12 protein-coding genes and 1 riboswitch are annotated in these 15557 nt (G+C 39.9%); of the genes, 2 read left to right on the top strand and 10 right to left on the bottom strand.

Annotated elements, in window-relative coordinates; genetic code table 11:
• Positions 1-23 precede the first annotated feature (23 nt).
• Positions 24-104, bottom strand: a riboswitch (NiCo riboswitch).
• A 56-nt stretch (positions 105-160) separates the two neighbouring features.
• The 5 genes from dnaJ to hemW all read right to left on the bottom strand — a co-directional run bounded on the left by dnaJ (position 161) and on the right by hemW (position 6238).
• Entirely contained in the window at positions 161-1318 is a 1158-nt protein-coding gene (gene dnaJ / locus RTK36_RS03215; protein WP_312044282.1) for a molecular chaperone DnaJ, read from the bottom strand.
• An 86-nt stretch (positions 1319-1404) separates the two neighbouring features.
• The gene (gene dnaK / locus RTK36_RS03210) at positions 1405-3252 is read right to left on the bottom strand and encodes a molecular chaperone DnaK (protein ID WP_312044280.1); all 1848 of its coding nucleotides are present in this window, start codon (positions 3250-3252) and stop codon (positions 1405-1407) included.
• Between the two features lie 37 nt (positions 3253-3289).
• Positions 3290-3874, bottom strand: coding sequence for a nucleotide exchange factor GrpE (grpE, locus tag RTK36_RS03205; RefSeq protein ID WP_312044278.1), 585 nt, complete (start codon positions 3872-3874; stop codon positions 3290-3292).
• A 17-nt stretch (positions 3875-3891) separates the two neighbouring features.
• Entirely contained in the window at positions 3892-4944 is a 1053-nt protein-coding gene (gene hrcA, locus RTK36_RS03200) for a heat-inducible transcriptional repressor HrcA (RefSeq protein WP_312044276.1), read from the bottom strand.
• A 151-nt stretch (positions 4945-5095) separates the two neighbouring features.
• Positions 5096-6238 (bottom strand): radical SAM family heme chaperone HemW, encoded by a 1143-nt coding sequence (gene hemW / locus RTK36_RS03195; protein ID WP_312044274.1) that lies wholly within the window; start codon positions 6236-6238, stop codon positions 5096-5098.
• A 135-nt stretch (positions 6239-6373) separates the two neighbouring features.
• Here hemW and RTK36_RS03190 point away from each other — a divergent pair, with 135 nt between their 5' ends.
• Positions 6374-8251 (top strand): LTA synthase family protein, encoded by a 1878-nt coding sequence (locus tag RTK36_RS03190; RefSeq protein WP_312044272.1) that lies wholly within the window; start codon positions 6374-6376, stop codon positions 8249-8251.
• A 124-nt stretch (positions 8252-8375) separates the two neighbouring features.
• Here the strand turns inward: RTK36_RS03190 and dpaL are convergent, their stop codons facing one another.
• From dpaL to RTK36_RS03170, 4 genes are all read right to left on the bottom strand, one after another.
• Positions 8376-9575, bottom strand: a complete 1200-nt coding sequence (gene dpaL / locus RTK36_RS03185; RefSeq protein ID WP_312044270.1) for a diaminopropionate ammonia-lyase — start codon at positions 9573-9575, stop codon at positions 8376-8378.
• Between the two features lie 165 nt (positions 9576-9740).
• Positions 9741-10616 (bottom strand): protein translocase subunit SecF, encoded by an 876-nt coding sequence (gene secF, locus RTK36_RS03180; RefSeq protein WP_312044268.1) that lies wholly within the window; start codon positions 10614-10616, stop codon positions 9741-9743.
• A 13-nt stretch (positions 10617-10629) separates the two neighbouring features.
• Entirely contained in the window at positions 10630-11868 is a 1239-nt protein-coding gene (gene secD, locus RTK36_RS03175) for a protein translocase subunit SecD (protein WP_312044266.1), read from the bottom strand.
• Between the two features lie 192 nt (positions 11869-12060).
• Positions 12061-12495, bottom strand: a complete 435-nt coding sequence (locus tag RTK36_RS03170) for a TIGR04086 family membrane protein (protein WP_312044264.1) — start codon at positions 12493-12495, stop codon at positions 12061-12063.
• A gap of 242 nt (positions 12496-12737) precedes the next feature.
• Between RTK36_RS03170 and RTK36_RS03165 the strand changes: the two genes are divergently transcribed.
• On the top strand, positions 12738-13622 hold the full coding sequence (locus RTK36_RS03165; RefSeq protein ID WP_312044262.1) for a PHP domain-containing protein: 885 nt from the start codon (positions 12738-12740) through the stop codon (positions 13620-13622).
• A gap of 169 nt (positions 13623-13791) precedes the next feature.
• Here RTK36_RS03165 and RTK36_RS03160 read toward each other — a convergent pair whose 3' ends face one another.
• Positions 13792-15330, bottom strand: coding sequence for a stalk domain-containing protein (locus RTK36_RS03160; RefSeq protein ID WP_312044260.1), 1539 nt, complete (start codon positions 15328-15330; stop codon positions 13792-13794).
• Between the last annotated feature and the right edge of the window lie 227 nt (positions 15331-15557).

Genomic DNA, 15557 nt, shown 5'->3' with positions numbered 1-15557 from the left:
AAAAACGCCCACAAGGAACATATTACTGTCCCGCAGGCGTTTTATCTGCTGCTGCTTGCCCGGCCACATGGCTATTTTGCCATTGCCTGATCAGTTCTTAACATTTTAATATAAGAAATTGTTTTTTTCAAGTGTTTTTTAAAATTACGCTTTCCTGTTCTTACTCCTTAAACAGATCCTTCATTTTTTCAGAAAAAGATTTCTTTTCTTCAGAAGTACTCTTACTTTCATTGGTATTAACAGTCTCATCTTTATAGAACTGTCGCAACAAATCTTTCTGTTTTTCACTCAAATCCGTAGGAATTTTCACCTTTAGGGTAACTACCTGATTTCCACGAACTTTGGGGTTTCTTAAATTGGGGATACCAACGCCCCTTAAAGTCACTACTGTTTCCGGTTGCGTTCCGGGTTTAACAGTATATTTCTGCTCGCCATCAATGGTTTTAATGGTGATTTCGCCACCTAAAGCCGCTTGCACAAAGGTAATAGGCACATCGCAAAATACATCAAATCCCTTTCTGATAAACAACGGGTCTGGCTGCACATAAACGGTTACCAATAGATCTCCGTAGCCACCGCCATTTTCGCCAATTTCCCCCTTGTTTGCAAGACGGATGGTCTGACCGTTATCGATGCCTTTGGGAATGTTCACTTCATATTTTTTATTCTTCTTCACCTTACCTGTCCCGCGGCAAGTGGAACAAGGATCTTTAATGATTTTTCCAGTACCTTGACACTGACTACAAGTACGCACTGAGGTAACAGATCCAAACATGGACTGTTGAACAAATCTCTCCTGTCCTGTGCCATTACATTTGGGGCAGCTTTCCGCATGGGTTCCCGCTTTTGCCCCTGTGCCATGGCAGGTTTCACATTCATCGTATATGCTTACGGAAATTTCCTTAGTGCATCCAAATGCAGCCTCTGCAAAGCTAAGCTGGATGTTTACGTTTATATCACTGCCACGTCTTGGACCGGTTCTGCGGGTGCTTCCGCTAAACCCACCAAAGCCGAACATGCTACCGAAAATATCGCCCAAATCTCCCATATCAAAACCTTGGCCATAAAATCCGCCGCCTGCACCGCCCTGTTCAAAAGCTGAATGGCCAAACTGGTCATATTGCGCTCTTTTTTGAGAATCGTTCAAAACTTCATAGGCTTCATTGACTTCTTTAAATTTTGCCTCAGCATCTTTATCTCCGGGGTTTTGGTCAGGATGATATTTCACCGCCATCTTACGATAAGCCTTTTTCAGCTCTGCGTCAGAAGCATCTCTGCTTACCCCCAGTATTTCATAATAATCTCTTTTCTCTGCCAACTTCCTCACCACCTTATTCCTTCAAGGTCTATTTACAGCAAAAGCAGGGGCGGATAACCGCCCTTGCCATGCAGAACTCTTTTATTTTACAGTTCTTTGCCTTCGCCGTCAACCACATTTGGGTCTGCACCATTAGGGGCTGCACCATTAGGGTCTGCACCCTGAGCTGCCTGTGCCTGCTGATACAGTTTTTCAGAAATCTTATAGAATTCCTGTGTCAACGCTTCTGTTGCGGCTTTCAACTTCTCAACATCAGCCTCAGTCATTGTTTCAGCGTTCATATCCTTAGCTGTATCTTTCAATTTGTTTAATTCAGCTTCTACAGCGCTCTTTTCTTCATCACTCAGCTTGCCCTCCAGCTCGCCCAGTGTTTTTTCTGTCTGGAAGATCAAAGAATCCGCTTCATTTTTTGCATCAATTGCTTCTTTTCTCTTTCTATCATCTTCTGCAAACTGTTCTGCTTCTTTAACTGCCTTATCAATTTCATCATCGCTGAGGTTAGACCCTGCGGTAATGGTGATTTTCTGTTCTTTGCCTGTACCCAAATCCTTAGCGGAAACGTTTACAATACCGTTGGCATCAATATCAAAAGATACTTCAATCTGAGGAACACCACGTCTTGCTGGGGCAATACCATCCAGTTTAAAACGTCCTAATGTTTTATTATCCTTAGCCAAAGGTCTTTCACCCTGTACAACGTGGATATCAACTGCTGTTTGATTATCATCTGCTGTGGAGAAAACCTGTTTTTTGTTTGTAGGAATTGTAGTATTTCTGTCGATGAGCTTTGTTGCAACGCCGCCCAATGTTTCAATACCCAAGGACAAAGGTGTTACGTCTAACAGAAGGACACTTCCTGCGCCTTCGTCACCTGCTAATTTACCACCCTGAATTGCTGCACCAACTGCAACACACTCATCAGGGTTAATGCCTTTGAAAGGCTCTTTTCCTGTATATTTTTTCACTGCATCCTGAACGGATGGCATTCTTGTGGAACCACCAACCAATAATACCTTGTCAATTTCGCTTGCGCTAAGACCAGCATCAGACAATGCCTGACGAACAGGGCCCATGGTGCCATCAACCAAGTCAGCTGTTAACTCATCAAATTTTGCTCTGCTCAGGGTAACATCCAAGTGCTTAGGACCATCCTGATTCATAGTAATGAAAGGAAGGTTGATGTTTGTTGTTGTCACTGTAGAAAGCTCTTTTTTCGCCTTTTCTCCAGCTTCTTTTAATCTTTGCATTGCCATTTTGTCTTTGCTTAAGTCCATTCCTTCAGCTTTTTTAAATTCAGCCACTAAAAAGTCAATTACTCTCTGATCGAAGTCATCACCACCCAAACGAGTGTTACCATTTGTGGAAAGAACTTCGATAACGCCATCACCAATTTCGATAATGGAAACGTCGAATGTACCACCGCCTAAGTCATAAACCATAATTTTCTGTTCGTGCTCGTTATCCAAACCATATGCCAATGCGGCAGATGTAGGCTCGTTGATAATACGTTTAACTTCCAAACCTGCAATACGACCTGCATCCTTAGTTGCCTGTCTCTGAGCATCATTGAAATAAGCTGGAACAGTAATAACTGCTTCAGAAACGGTTTCACCCAAATAGCTTTCTGCGTCCGCTTTTAATTTCTGCAAAACCATTGCGGAAATCTCCTGAGGAGAATAGCCTTTTCCTTCAACATCTACTTTATAATTTTCGCCCATTCTTCTTTTAATGGAACTGATTGTATTGTCAGGGTTTGTGATCGCCTGACGCTTTGCAGTTTCGCCAACCAGTCTTTCACCATTTTTTGCAAAACCTACAACGGAAGGTGTTGTTCTTGCACCATCACTGTTTACAATAACAACAGGCTGACCGCCTTCCATAACTGCAACGCAAGAGTTGGTTGTTCCTAAGTCAATACCAATAATTTTTCCCATAACCTTATCCTCCTATTGATCAATAATATCTATTTTTTTAGTTAGCGACCTTTACCATACTATGGCGTATGACTTTGTCTTTATATTGATAACCCTTCAGCATTTCCAGAATGATTTCGCTTTCTCCATAGTTCTCATCATCCTCATGGGCAACCGCCGCATGCAGGTTGGGATCAAACTTCTCTCCCAAGGCTTTAATTTCTTCTACGCCTAAACCATGTAAAACCTCCTGAAATTGCTTTAAGATCATTTGTACACCTATCAAGAAACTATCGTTTTCTTCCGCTTTGCCTTCTTGTGCCGATACAGCTCTTTCCAAATTATCAACTACACTTAAAAGCTTTTCAACGGTATCTCTCACACCATCATCATACATTGTAGCTTTTTCCTTCATAGTGCGTTTGCGGAAGTTATCAAATTCAGCTAAGCTTCGTTGGTATTTATCAAAATTCTCCGCCGCCTGCTGTTCCAGCTTTAAAATCTTTTCTGCAGTATCATCAATGACTTCAACTTCTGTCACTTCTGCTTCTTGTTCTGTGGTTTCAACTATTTCTTCTTGTAAAGTTTCTTCCTGTAATGCCTCTTCTTTCAAGGCTTCATCTCTGTCTTTATTTTCCGCCACTTCATTCCCTCTTTTCTCTATCCATCCTTATTGTCTTTATTATCCGTCAAATTTCGTAATACTCTTTCAATATTTTTTACCATCCCGTTTAAAACGGAAACCACTTGGGAGTAATCCATTCTAGTAGGGCCTACAATGCCGATGGTGCCTCTGGTATCATCGCTTAGCTTATAAGTAGCTGTAATCACACTGCAGTCCTTCATACCTTGCACTGTATTTTCACTGCCAATTAAAATTTGCAGATCATTGCATTTGCTTTCTTCAAGCAAGGTCACCAAAACATCCTTTTCCTCTAAGGTTTGGAATAAAGACTTGGCCTTGCTGATATCTGAAAACTCAGGAAAGGCTAACATATTTTTTGCACCACTCATATGAACTTGAACCTTTTCCGCCGATTGCATCGTATTCTCCAGAGCTCTTAAGATTGGCCCTAACAGACCCTTATAGTCTCCAAGCTCGATTTGCAAACGCTGAATAACGCCTTGATCTATCTGCTGTAATGCACAACCTTGAAAAGCCCTGTTTAGATACGCACCTATTTGAAATATAATATCATCATCTGGTGCTGTACCCACTTTGATCACATGGTTTTTCATAAAATTATCTTCTGTTACAATAACCAGAAGCACTGAAGCCATATCTAGTGGCAGCAACCTTATTTGCTTAATTCTCGCTCTTTGTCCCACAGGCTCGGAAATAAAAGTGGTGTAGTTTGTTAAAGCGGAGAGCACCTTTGCAGTTTCCTCCATCAAGTAATCAATCTGGCTGATATCTCTAGAAATGACACTTTGCAAATAGCCTTGTTCGTCTAAGCTTAATTCTCGCTTTTGCATCAGGTGATCCACATAAAGCCTATACCCCAAATCTGATGGGATACGTCCCGAGGATGCATGGGGTTGCATAATGAAACCCATCTCCTCCAAATCGCTCATTTCATTTCGGATTGTTGCGGAACTAATACCTAGGTTATATTTTTTTGCTATGGTTCTGGAGCCGACCGGTTCCGCCGTTTCAATATAGTCATTGATAATTGCCTGTAGAATCTGAATTTTTCTGTCATTCAACGACATCCGAGCCGCCCCCTCTCTTTCTTTGTTAGCACTCACTTGGCACGAGTGCTAATTCATATACATAAGATAGCACTTGACACCATATATGTCAAGCGCAAATTGTAAATTTTATTATAATTTTACCAAAGAAAATTTTCAAGTTTTATTTTGCTTATTCATCCAACAAAAACTCTGTAAAAACCTGATTACTTATATCAATTCCTCTTTGCGTTAGTGCGATTCCTTCTTCTGTTTGTCTTAGCAAATTACTTTCCAAAAGATCTGATATCACCTTATAGTAAACTTCTTTCATCTCAACACCAAAACGTTCAGAAAATACTTTAAAAGAAACCCCTTCTGTTAGACGAAGCCCCAGAAACATAAACTCCTCCATAGCTGCCTTTTTTAATTGGATTTCACGTTCTTCTTCTAACCTATTTATTTCCCCATCCGCCAAAATATATTTGTCCAAATCATAGGTATTGTGGAAACGGCTTCCTTGAAAATAGGAATGCGCACCTAATCCCATGCCCAAATAGGGCGTGGTCTGCCAATATATTTTGTTGTGCCTACTCTCTCTTCCAGATTTAGCAAAATTCGAAATTTCATAATGGTGGTAGCCTCTTTCTGCTAAAAAAGCTACGGCATAATGATACATTTCTCTGTCCATCTCTTCATTTGTTTCTAAAAGCTCACCCTTTTCGAACTTTTCATAAAATGGTGTGCCTTCTTCTATAATTAAGCTGTAAGCTGAAATATGTTCCGGATCCAATTCCGTAATTTTTTCAAGGGTTTCCTTCCACTCCGCAAAGGTCTGGGTGGGCAAGGCGAACATAACATCCAAATTGATATTGTCAAAACCAGCTTTTCTTGCATTTTGAAAATTATTTTGAAATTCTTCTATGGTATGAATGCGCCCTAAAATAGATAACAGCCGATTTTGCCATGCCTGAACACCCATGCTTAATCGGTTAAATCCCATTACTCGCAATGCCTTTGCTTTTTTCTCCTCCAAGGTACCGGGGTTTGCTTCGATGGTGATTTCTGCCTCTTCAACAATAGTAAAAGAAGCTTTTATTTTCTCCAGCAACCTCCTCAACAAGTTTTCAGAAAGCACTGTGGGTGTTCCTCCGCCAAAAAATATGGAAGTAACCCGATAATCCATGCACTGTTCTCCACGCTTTTCTATTTCCCGCTCCAGTGCATGGGTGTATGCATCAAATTTATCCTCCTTGTTTCCAAAGGAAGGAAAGTCACAGTAAAGACACTTTCTTTTGCAAAAGGGAATATGCACATATAGCCCTATATTTTTCATGCTACTCATCCTTTCTTTCCCATATCATAGCATAGGCTTTCCTTGAAAAAAAGGAGAATTTGTGCTATAATCTCTAATTGTGGAAAATAAATCAATTTAATTTTTCTATAAATTCGAAACTGCGAGGTCTTTCCAATGAGTGCTTTTCATGAAATGAAAGAGGAAATAACAGCATTTTTTAATCGCAATCTGGTTCTTAAACTTTTTAAATGGATTTGTGTATTTTTATTCCCATTCTATCTCACCTTAGCAGTAAATTATCTATCCTTTGGTAATACAACCCAATTGTATACACTATTTACGAAGAATTTAGGCGCCTTTACCTTTGGCTTACTTTTGGTTTGGTTGGCTTTTCTCTTTTTTGCTGCAGTGATACCTAATTTTGCCTTATCAGCACTAGTCACCGCCACTCTATTTATTAGTTTCTCCTTAGTTGATTATTTTAAGTTTGCAATTTTAGAAGTTCATTTTTTTCCATGGGATATTTATCTGGCTCGAAACGCTTCAAGCTTTACAGAGTTTCTAAGTACCATCGTGATACCTGAAGCCCTTTGGGAGATTCTTTTCAGCACATTGTTTTATTGTATTTTACTTTATTTGATAACACCTAAAATTTCAATAAAATGGCGATTTCGTGTCATGACATCTCCTTTATTTTTGATTGGTTTTTTTCTGCTTATGACAAACCATACCGCTCAACAAGGTTTGTCTCCTTTCTTAGGAATCTCCTCTGAAAAACCAGCGGATCAAAATACGTTTTACGCAGAGCATGGCTTTCTAACTGCCTTTTCTTTGAATTTTGGTAGTGTACAAAATACCAACGCACCTGAAAAATATAGCAAAAGCTATATTCAGCATGCCTTTGAAAAATATCTGCCTGAGAATAACAGCGGAGAAACCTTTCAGAACCCTGATATTGTTGTAGTGCTTTCCGAGGCCTTTTGGGATCCTACGGTTTTAAATGGTGTTACCTTCTCCGATGACCCATTAAAAAACTATCGTAAAATTGCCAAAACCAACCCCAGTGGAAAAATGATTTCCCCAACCTTTGGTGGCGGTACTGTTCGTCCCGAATTCGAAATTTTAACAGGAATGTCCACCAGCGCTTTGCCACCGGGAAACATCCCTTATCAGCAGTATGTAAAAAGCGATATTTTTTCGTATCCAAGAGTTTATAAAAATCTAGGCTATGATACAATCGGCCTGCACACTTATCAAAAAACCTTTTATGACCGTGACAAAGCCTATCCCCATATGGGTTTTGATGATTTTCTTGGGGAATATGACCTTCACGCGGAACAACATTGGAACAGCGGGCCATACATTACCGATGAAACCATTGCCGAAGAAGTTGTTTATCAATTGGAACAACCCCATGATGTAGGGGTATTTGTAATGGCAATTACCATGGAAAATCATAGCATGTATCAAAATAAATTCGATGAAAAGGATAGGGTTATTAAAGTAAGTGGGGATAACCTGACTTCCCAGCAAATTTTGACCTTGGAAAACTACGCCGCTGGCGTCAGAGATTCTGACCGGGCATTAAAATCAATTTACGATTATGTCATGAACCGAGAGAAACCCACAATCGTGCTTTGGTATGGAGACCATCTGCCAACCCTGGGGGATGATTTTGATCCCTATCTGGCAACCAATACTATTTCCCGCCCAACAGCATCCCAATGGTCTGAGGAGGAGAAACACATTATGTTTTCTACCCCATATTTGGTTTTCACCAATTATGATACAGGTAAAGAGTATTTGGCAGACAACCAATCAGTTTCACCTTTTCTGTTGCCTGCTCTTATGGCAGACTACATTGACGCACCCCAGTGCTTGCAAACGAATTTCTTATTGGATTTGTATCGAACATGCCCAATTATGAGTAAATACTATAACTTCTATTCTCCCAATGCAGATAAAACCAAGCGTGAGCAAATGCAGGAACTTCATGAGCTGATGACCTACGATATGCTCATTGGGAAAAACTATATTTCAGAATTAAAGTAACATTTCAACGAATTCTAACCAACTATCCTTTGAAGTAAAATAATTCTCAAAGCATAGTTTTTTAAAAAAGGCATTTCCACACGTTGGAAATGCCTTTTTTATAACTATCTTCTTCTATTTATCTCTATATCCTTGAATATGCGCCATCCCATACAATGGATTGATACCCCTCTTTATCTGTATCTCCTTCGGTGCTAAAACATAATACTCTGGCATTCTTATCAAGGCTTAGTTTTTCCCTCAACTCTTTCAAATCTGGATTTCTCATGATTTCTGCTACTAGCCCAAAGGTTGCTGCGCCGCTTTCTCCTGAAATAATACGGGTGTCTCCCTTTGCAGGGTTTCCCAGAATACGCATTCCCTGTGCAGCCACATAATCGGGACAGGAAATAAAATTGTCGGCATACTCCCTCAATATCTCCCATCCAATACTACATGGTTCCCCACAGGCCAGCCCAGCCATAATAGTATCCATTTCCCCTGTCACACAGTGAAGCTCCCCATCCTGTGCCTCTGCAGTACGATAAATACAATCCGCCTTATTTGGCTCAACAATGGTTATCAAAGGGCAGTCCCCTTCATATATTGCAGCAAAAAAAGCTGTTACCGCCCCAGCCATAGAACCTACACCTGCCTGCAAAAAAATATGTGTTGGTTTTTCCTCCATCTGGGTATAGGCCTCGTAAGCCATGGTTCCGTAGCCCTGCATAATCCATAAGGGAATATCCTCATAACCTGCCCATGCAGTATCCTGCACCATAATCCAGCCTTTTTCCTCTGCCTGCTTATGGGCAAAACGAACAGCATCATCATAATTCATGTTTGTAATGAAAGCCTCTGCTCCCTCGGAAAGAATGTTATCTAATCGCTCCTTTGCACTACCCTTTGGCATATAAACCACTGACTTTTGCTTTAAGGCTCTTGCCGTCCAAGCAACCCCTCTGCCGTGATTTCCATCTGTAGCTGTAACAAAGGTCATCTCTCCTAAAGCTTTTCTTGTCTCCTGAGAAATTAATTCATTGTATGTAATATCATCTATATTTTCCCCTATTTTTTGGGCCATAAAATTTCCTATAGCAAAGCTGCCCCCCAAAACCTTAAAGGCGTTCAAACCGAATCGAAAGGACTCATCTTTGATTAAAATATCCCCCAGCCCCAACTCCTTGGCAGTATTTTTCAAAGAAATCAAAGGCGTTTTTTGATACACAGGAAAGCTACTGTGAAATTCCTGCACCTTTTTAGCGTTTCCCAAGCAAAATTTCCTTAGGTTTCCCTTTTGCCTACCCTGCCGACTATATTGCACAAGTTTAAATTTTTCTTTCAACACAATCCCTCCCCGAAACATTTTTTGCCTTTTAATCAGTATACTAACTTTTCTCTCTTGCCGCAATATAGTAAAGATGCACGAAAATAAAACAACCACGCGTTAAATGCGTGGTTGTCTTCTCCACAAAAAAGCAGCAGGGATTTTATCCCTACTGCCTATAAATTATCTCTCTTTTTTGGGTAATAATGTGTACCAAACAGAACCGGAAATACAAATGGAAGAGTAAGCTCCTACAATGATACCTACCATCATAGGAAGAGCAAATTCTTTAATAGATTGTACACCGATTACATATATTGAACCCACGGTAAAGAATGTAGTTACCGATGTATTAATTGATCTGGCCAATGTTTGACTAATACTCTTGTTGATTTTCTCAGCAGTTTGATGAGTAGAAAATCTATCATGATTTTCTCGAACTCTGTCAAAAATAACAATTGTTGCATTGATGGAATAACCCAATATAGTTAGGATTACTGCAATAAATGAGTTATTCACTGGGATTCGGAAAACAGCGTAAGTGGCTATTACAATTAAAATGTCGTGCAACAAAGAAATGATAGCACTACCACCAGCTCTGATATCTCTAAATCGAATAGAAATATAGATTAACATTGCAACACAAGCAATTAATGTTGCCTTTATTGCCGCTTGCTGCATCTCCGAGCTTACTGTTCCACTAACATCTGAGGTTGATTTCACCTCAGCTGATGGAAAGGCTACTTTAATAGCATCTTCCAAATCTTTTCTTGTTTTGCTGTCAATGGACTGCATCTTCAGTGCAACCTCATTCGTTCCGATAATATCCTGAACCTGAGGACTTTTTTGTCCAGTTACAGTAGCAATAACTTCATTCAGCTTACTATGATCATAGGCCTCACCCATGTCAATTTCCATGGAAGTACCGCCTGTAAATTCAACATCCCAATTCAAAATACCATTGCCCTTACTGCCTTGATAGAACATAGTCGCAAATCCTAATAAAATCAGTACCAAGGAAATGGCAAAAAATTTCTTTCTGTTCTCAATTATCTTCATCTTTGCCGCCTCCTCACTTTACGCGAAATCCATAGTTTTTGGGGTTTTGCAATCCCGCTTTTATCATACTGCTTACAATGATTCTTGTCACAAACAACGCTGTAAACATAGAAAGTATAATACCAATGATAAGCGTTGTAGCAAAGCCTTTAATTGTGCCTGAGCCTAAGAAGAATAATACCACCGCCGCAATCAGAGTGGTAACATTACCATCCACAATGGCAGGCACTGCTCTTGAGAAACCAATCTTTATAGCAGAACGCAATGTCTTACCTAGAATCAGTTCTTCTTTAATACGCTCAAATATAATGACATTGGCATCTACCGCCATACCGATAGAAAGAACAATACCTGCGATACCTGGTAAAGTTAATGTGATATGGAATAAGCTTAATACCAATAAATCCAGTCCAATATAGATTATCAAAGCCCAATCTGCCGCAAACCCTAAGAGCTTGTACATAAACAGCATGTACAGTAAAACTAGTGAAATGCCCACAAACCCAGCAGTAATACCAGAAGAAAGCGCATCGGCACCTAATCTAGCACCAACATTTTTCATTTGAATTACTTTAAGGTTAAATGGCAAAGAGCCTGCACGAATTAAAGCTGCCGTATTCTCTGCTTCTTGTCCAGTAAAACTACCCGTAATAATGGCTTTTCCATCTGTAATTGCTGTTTGCACTGTTGGTGCACTAACCACAGTTTTATCCATTACAATCATTATCTTCTTGCCAATGTTTTCTGCCGTTGCCTGAGCAAACCGCTGTGCCCCTTCATCGTTAAATTCCAAGGAAACATAAGGAGCAGATGGCCCATTCTTTGAAGTGGCTCCAACCTGCTTTGTTGCATTTTTAACCATATCGCCTGTAAGCAATACATTTCCAGCCTCGTCCACAAATAGGAGCTGTGCTGTTTGTCCAATTTCTTGAATCGCTTTTTCTGCATCATCTACACCGGGAATCTGCACACGAATACGATCTGTGCCCTCCTGTGCGGCTTCCGCCTCTGCCCAGCCGTTCCAATCCAGTCGGCCTTGTAACAATGAAATTGCCGCAGACATTTCTTCGTCAGTAACACTTTCTTTATCGGCTTCATACACAATGTCAACGCCACCGCTTAAATCTAAGCCTTGTTGAATATCATTGACACTTAACCGCTTGTCCTTGCCAATTCCGTAATAGGTTAATGCACATAACCCTAATGCTACGACAAGCATAAGCAGTAGCATTAATCTTCCTTTTGTTTTCATTATTGAGTCCCTCCTGAAGTCTTTGTGCCAGTGTGATTTTGCACAAAAGAAAGGCGGCTCTCCTTTTATTTTAAAAAGGAGGAACCAGCCTAATTCGCAATTTTTGAGAAAATCTCTCAAGAATATGTAAATAAGAGATTTTTGCTCTCAGCAGTCAGTATAACACACTGTACAAATTTTTCAAGTATTTTTTTATTTTTTCCCATTAACTCCAAAAATACCACCAATTCCACCGCCTGCTAAAGCAACAATTAATGTCATAATTTTAGACATACCCATGGTAAAAGCATCGCTGGCCAGAGCTGTCACAAGGAAAAGAATCAATGCGTACAAAAGCCCAGCCGCCAGTCCCATCACTAAGCCTTTTTTCTTGCGGCATTTTGCCCAGTCATACCCTGCCACCGCTGAGGAAAGGGCAGTACAAACCAACGCAACCATAGGCAAACTTTGTTCAGAAACATTCGTGTATGTTAAAATAAGCCCATAAGCGATAAAGAAAATACAGGTAATTCCATATGCAATGGCCATCCCCTTGGCCATACAGGTCCAGCTCTGCTCTCCCTGCTTTTCCATTACGTCTCTCTTTTTCTGTATTTTTTTCATATTTTCCTTTTTTTTCTTTTTCAAAGATATCCTCTCCCACTTTGCTTTGGTTTTATTCTATGGGAGAAGCCTTAAAAATATGATACCATCTTTCATTGGTGCTCTCGTTGGATTAAGAAACCAAACGAAACCGTTAATATCTCTTCATCATAAAATCTGAATATCTGACACAAATAAGCTCCCCTTATATAGAATAATCCCATCTAAAATTGTTTTTTATCTTATTCATCCATTTTATGGTATACTCTATAAAAGGAGGCGAGCTTATGAAAAAAAGCAGCACCATCGACTTACACACCCACTCATATTTCTCTGATGGCACCTATTCGCCGGAGGAACTTATTCTTTTGGCTAAAGAACAAGGAATTAGCGCTGTGGCTCTCACAGACCACGATACCATACAAGGCTTAGAGCAGTTTATAATAGCAGGGGAGAAACACGGTATAGAAACGATACCAGGGATTGAGTTAGCCGCCCAATGGGGCCGCTTTCATCAACCAGAGCTGCATATTGTGGGGCTTGGGTTTGATCCCAAGGCAGCAATTTGGGCAGAGCAAATGGAAGCTTTTGTCCAAAATAGAACCATCCGAAATATCAAAATGGCAAAACAATTGACTGAAATCGGCTTACCCATCACCCTTGAGGAAGTGACAGATAGTGCGGGAGGAGAAATCATAACCCGTGCTCATTTTGCCAGTGTACTCTTAAAAAAGGGCTATATTCGTACACGAGACGAAGCATTTTCGAAATACCTTACCCAAGGCCGACCTGGCTATGTTGCAAAAATACTTCCAACACCTGCATCTTGTATTCAAACAATTCACTCCGCCGGAGGAATCAGTATTCTGGCCCACCCTACCCTCTATTCCCTAGCTCAAGATCAACTGGACGCTTTGTGCGAAGAATTGGTTCCTCTAGGATTAGATGGGATAGAGTGCTTCTACTCAACCTTCACGCCTTCTCAAAGAAAGAATATGATGAAATTGGCTAAAAAACATCATTTGTGCCCTTCGGGAGGCAGTGACTTTCACGGTAAAAACAAGCCTCTTATAAATTTGGGATCAGGCAGAGGAAATCTAGCTATTCCTTATTCTCTTTGGGAAAATATGCAGCCTCGTATAAAAGCCTTCCAAGAAAATACTTCTTTATAATTTTTATATTCAAGCTTAACTTAAATTGCTGTCGATAAACGAAACCTGAATATTGAAAGCTTCGTTTTTATATTTAAGGCTTTCAACTGGATTCTAACCTCTCCATATGGTGTTTTCATTTCATTAAAAAAGGGCAGTGTCTATTGACACTGCCCTTTCACTTTTATGATTACTTCTTTGTAACTGTTACTTCCTTCAAACCATCAACCTTTTTAAATTCAACACTATAGCCTAATTTTTCAAAATCACGCACACTGATGAAAGATTTTCCATTCTGAACAAGACCTTCCATTGCAGTCTTTCCGTCTGCACGAACGATATAAGCTTTTTTCTCAGCGTTATTCCATTCTACGTTTTCACCCATTGCTTCGCAAATGTCGCGCAAAGGCAAGTACACACGGCCATCAGCCTCAACATACTCTGCTAAATCCACATCGTTACCAGCAGAGAAGAAAGATTCATCTTTTCTTACTTTTGTAAACATTGCTTGGGAATCATCATTGCCCCAAAGAGCAGTTACAGCTGTAACAGGATTATACTTTTCAACCAAAGCTGTCATTTTTGTCTCAAAATCAGCCTTGCTAACGCTTGCTGCGGGCATATCAACCTTGCCACTGCCTGCCTTTACGTCACAAGTGCCTGTTACCTTCAATACGCTCTTGCTGCCATTTGTAATACCAAATGTTTCTGTTGAATGGAAGCCAGCACCGGATTTTGTCACGGTTGCTTCGTAAGCAAAGCTATTCAACGCTTTGGATACGTCAGGTTTTGCAATACCTTGCTGAACCATCAACTTAATAGAATCTGTAGCAGTCTTAATAGATGCTGTGTCTTTCTTTGCCTTATCCATACCTGCTTTAAATGCAGCCATTTCCTCTTCGGAAGAGTTCATAGTCTTCATAACATCCATCATATATGTTGTTGTTGCACTCAAAACAGTATCAGGGTTATTGCCAACATAGTCTAACAAGTTAACAAACAATTCAGCAACTGCTTTACCGTCTGCTTTGATTTTGTAACCACCGGAAACTTCACTTACCATATTGGTTGAAAAGCCGGAGAATGCATTTTTGTAAAAATCCATTACGGAAGCGTACAATTTGCCATAACCGCCTTCGGGAACCATTGACTTAATTTGTTCATCAGTCATTCCCAATTCCTTCATAGACAGTACTTTGATATATTTGCTTCCATCTAAAAGTGTTTTTAACTCTTTCGCAAAGTTCTCATCCTGCAGATAGCTTTCTTTCTCCTTACCTGCTAAGTCCTTTGTCAAATCATAAATGCCCCAAACGGTTTTACCAGAAACATAAACACCGTCAGTCATTGAGTAGAACATATCACCCATGTCATATTTCTTTCCATCATAGGTAACATCCATGTCTACATAATAAGCAAGTGTTTTCATATCCATTTTCAATTTGTAATCAATTACAGCAGATTTTTTGCCTTTAAAAGCATCTACGCCCTGAATAGCATCTTTCAAATCTTCATCAGAAGCGCCGGAAGCTTTCGCCAAATCTGTTACATACTCTTTCATTGCATCTGCATCTAATTCCACATTCACTTTACCAGATGCTTCACAAACATCCATTTTTGTTAACATGTCTGCGCTCATCTGCAGATATCCAAGCTCAGCGCTGGAACAGCCTGTAAAAGACGCAATGCACATTACCGCGCACAAAAGTGCCGCTAGTTTTTTTCTCATACGTATTTCCCCCTTAAAATAATTTAAAAATAATTATCACATATGGGTTTTAAGTGTTACAAATAAATTCAATTGAAAAAAAGAAAGGTAATTTCAGATAAGTTAGACAATAAAGCCTAGAACCCTTGAATTTTATGGTTTTCAGCCTTAATCAGGATTATAAGAGTCACCTAATTTCTTCCCTTTGTATCCCACTTTGCATACAACCCAAAACACACATGAATCTT

Source organism: Anaerotignum sp. (assembly GCF_031981185.1).
Lineage (GTDB): Bacteria > Bacillota > Clostridia > Lachnospirales > Anaerotignaceae > Chakrabartyella.
The sequence above is the reverse complement of the archived record's forward strand: the minus strand, read 5'-3'. Positions and strand labels throughout refer to the sequence as shown.

Excerpts from the sequence above, each read along its gene's own strand:
- dnaK (WP_312044280.1), bottom strand. The coding sequence starts at position 3,252 with ATGGGAAAAATTATTGGTATTGACTTAGGAACAACCAACTCTTGCGTT.
- hrcA (WP_312044276.1), bottom strand. The coding sequence starts at position 4,944 with ATGTCGTTGAATGACAGAAAAATTCAGATTCTACAGGCAATTATCAAT.
- hemW (WP_312044274.1), bottom strand. The coding sequence starts at position 6,238 with ATGAAAAATATAGGGCTATATGTGCATATTCCCTTTTGCAAAAGAAAG.
- RTK36_RS03190 (WP_312044272.1), top strand. The coding sequence starts at position 6,374 with ATGAGTGCTTTTCATGAAATGAAAGAGGAAATAACAGCATTTTTTAAT.
- secF (WP_312044268.1), bottom strand. The coding sequence starts at position 10,616 with ATGAAGATAATTGAGAACAGAAAGAAATTTTTTGCCATTTCCTTGGTA.
- secD (WP_312044266.1), bottom strand. The coding sequence starts at position 11,868 with ATGAAAACAAAAGGAAGATTAATGCTACTGCTTATGCTTGTCGTAGCA.
- RTK36_RS03165 (WP_312044262.1), top strand. The coding sequence starts at position 12,738 with ATGAAAAAAAGCAGCACCATCGACTTACACACCCACTCATATTTCTCT.
- RTK36_RS03160 (WP_312044260.1), bottom strand. The coding sequence starts at position 15,330 with ATGAGAAAAAAACTAGCGGCACTTTTGTGCGCGGTAATGTGCATTGCG.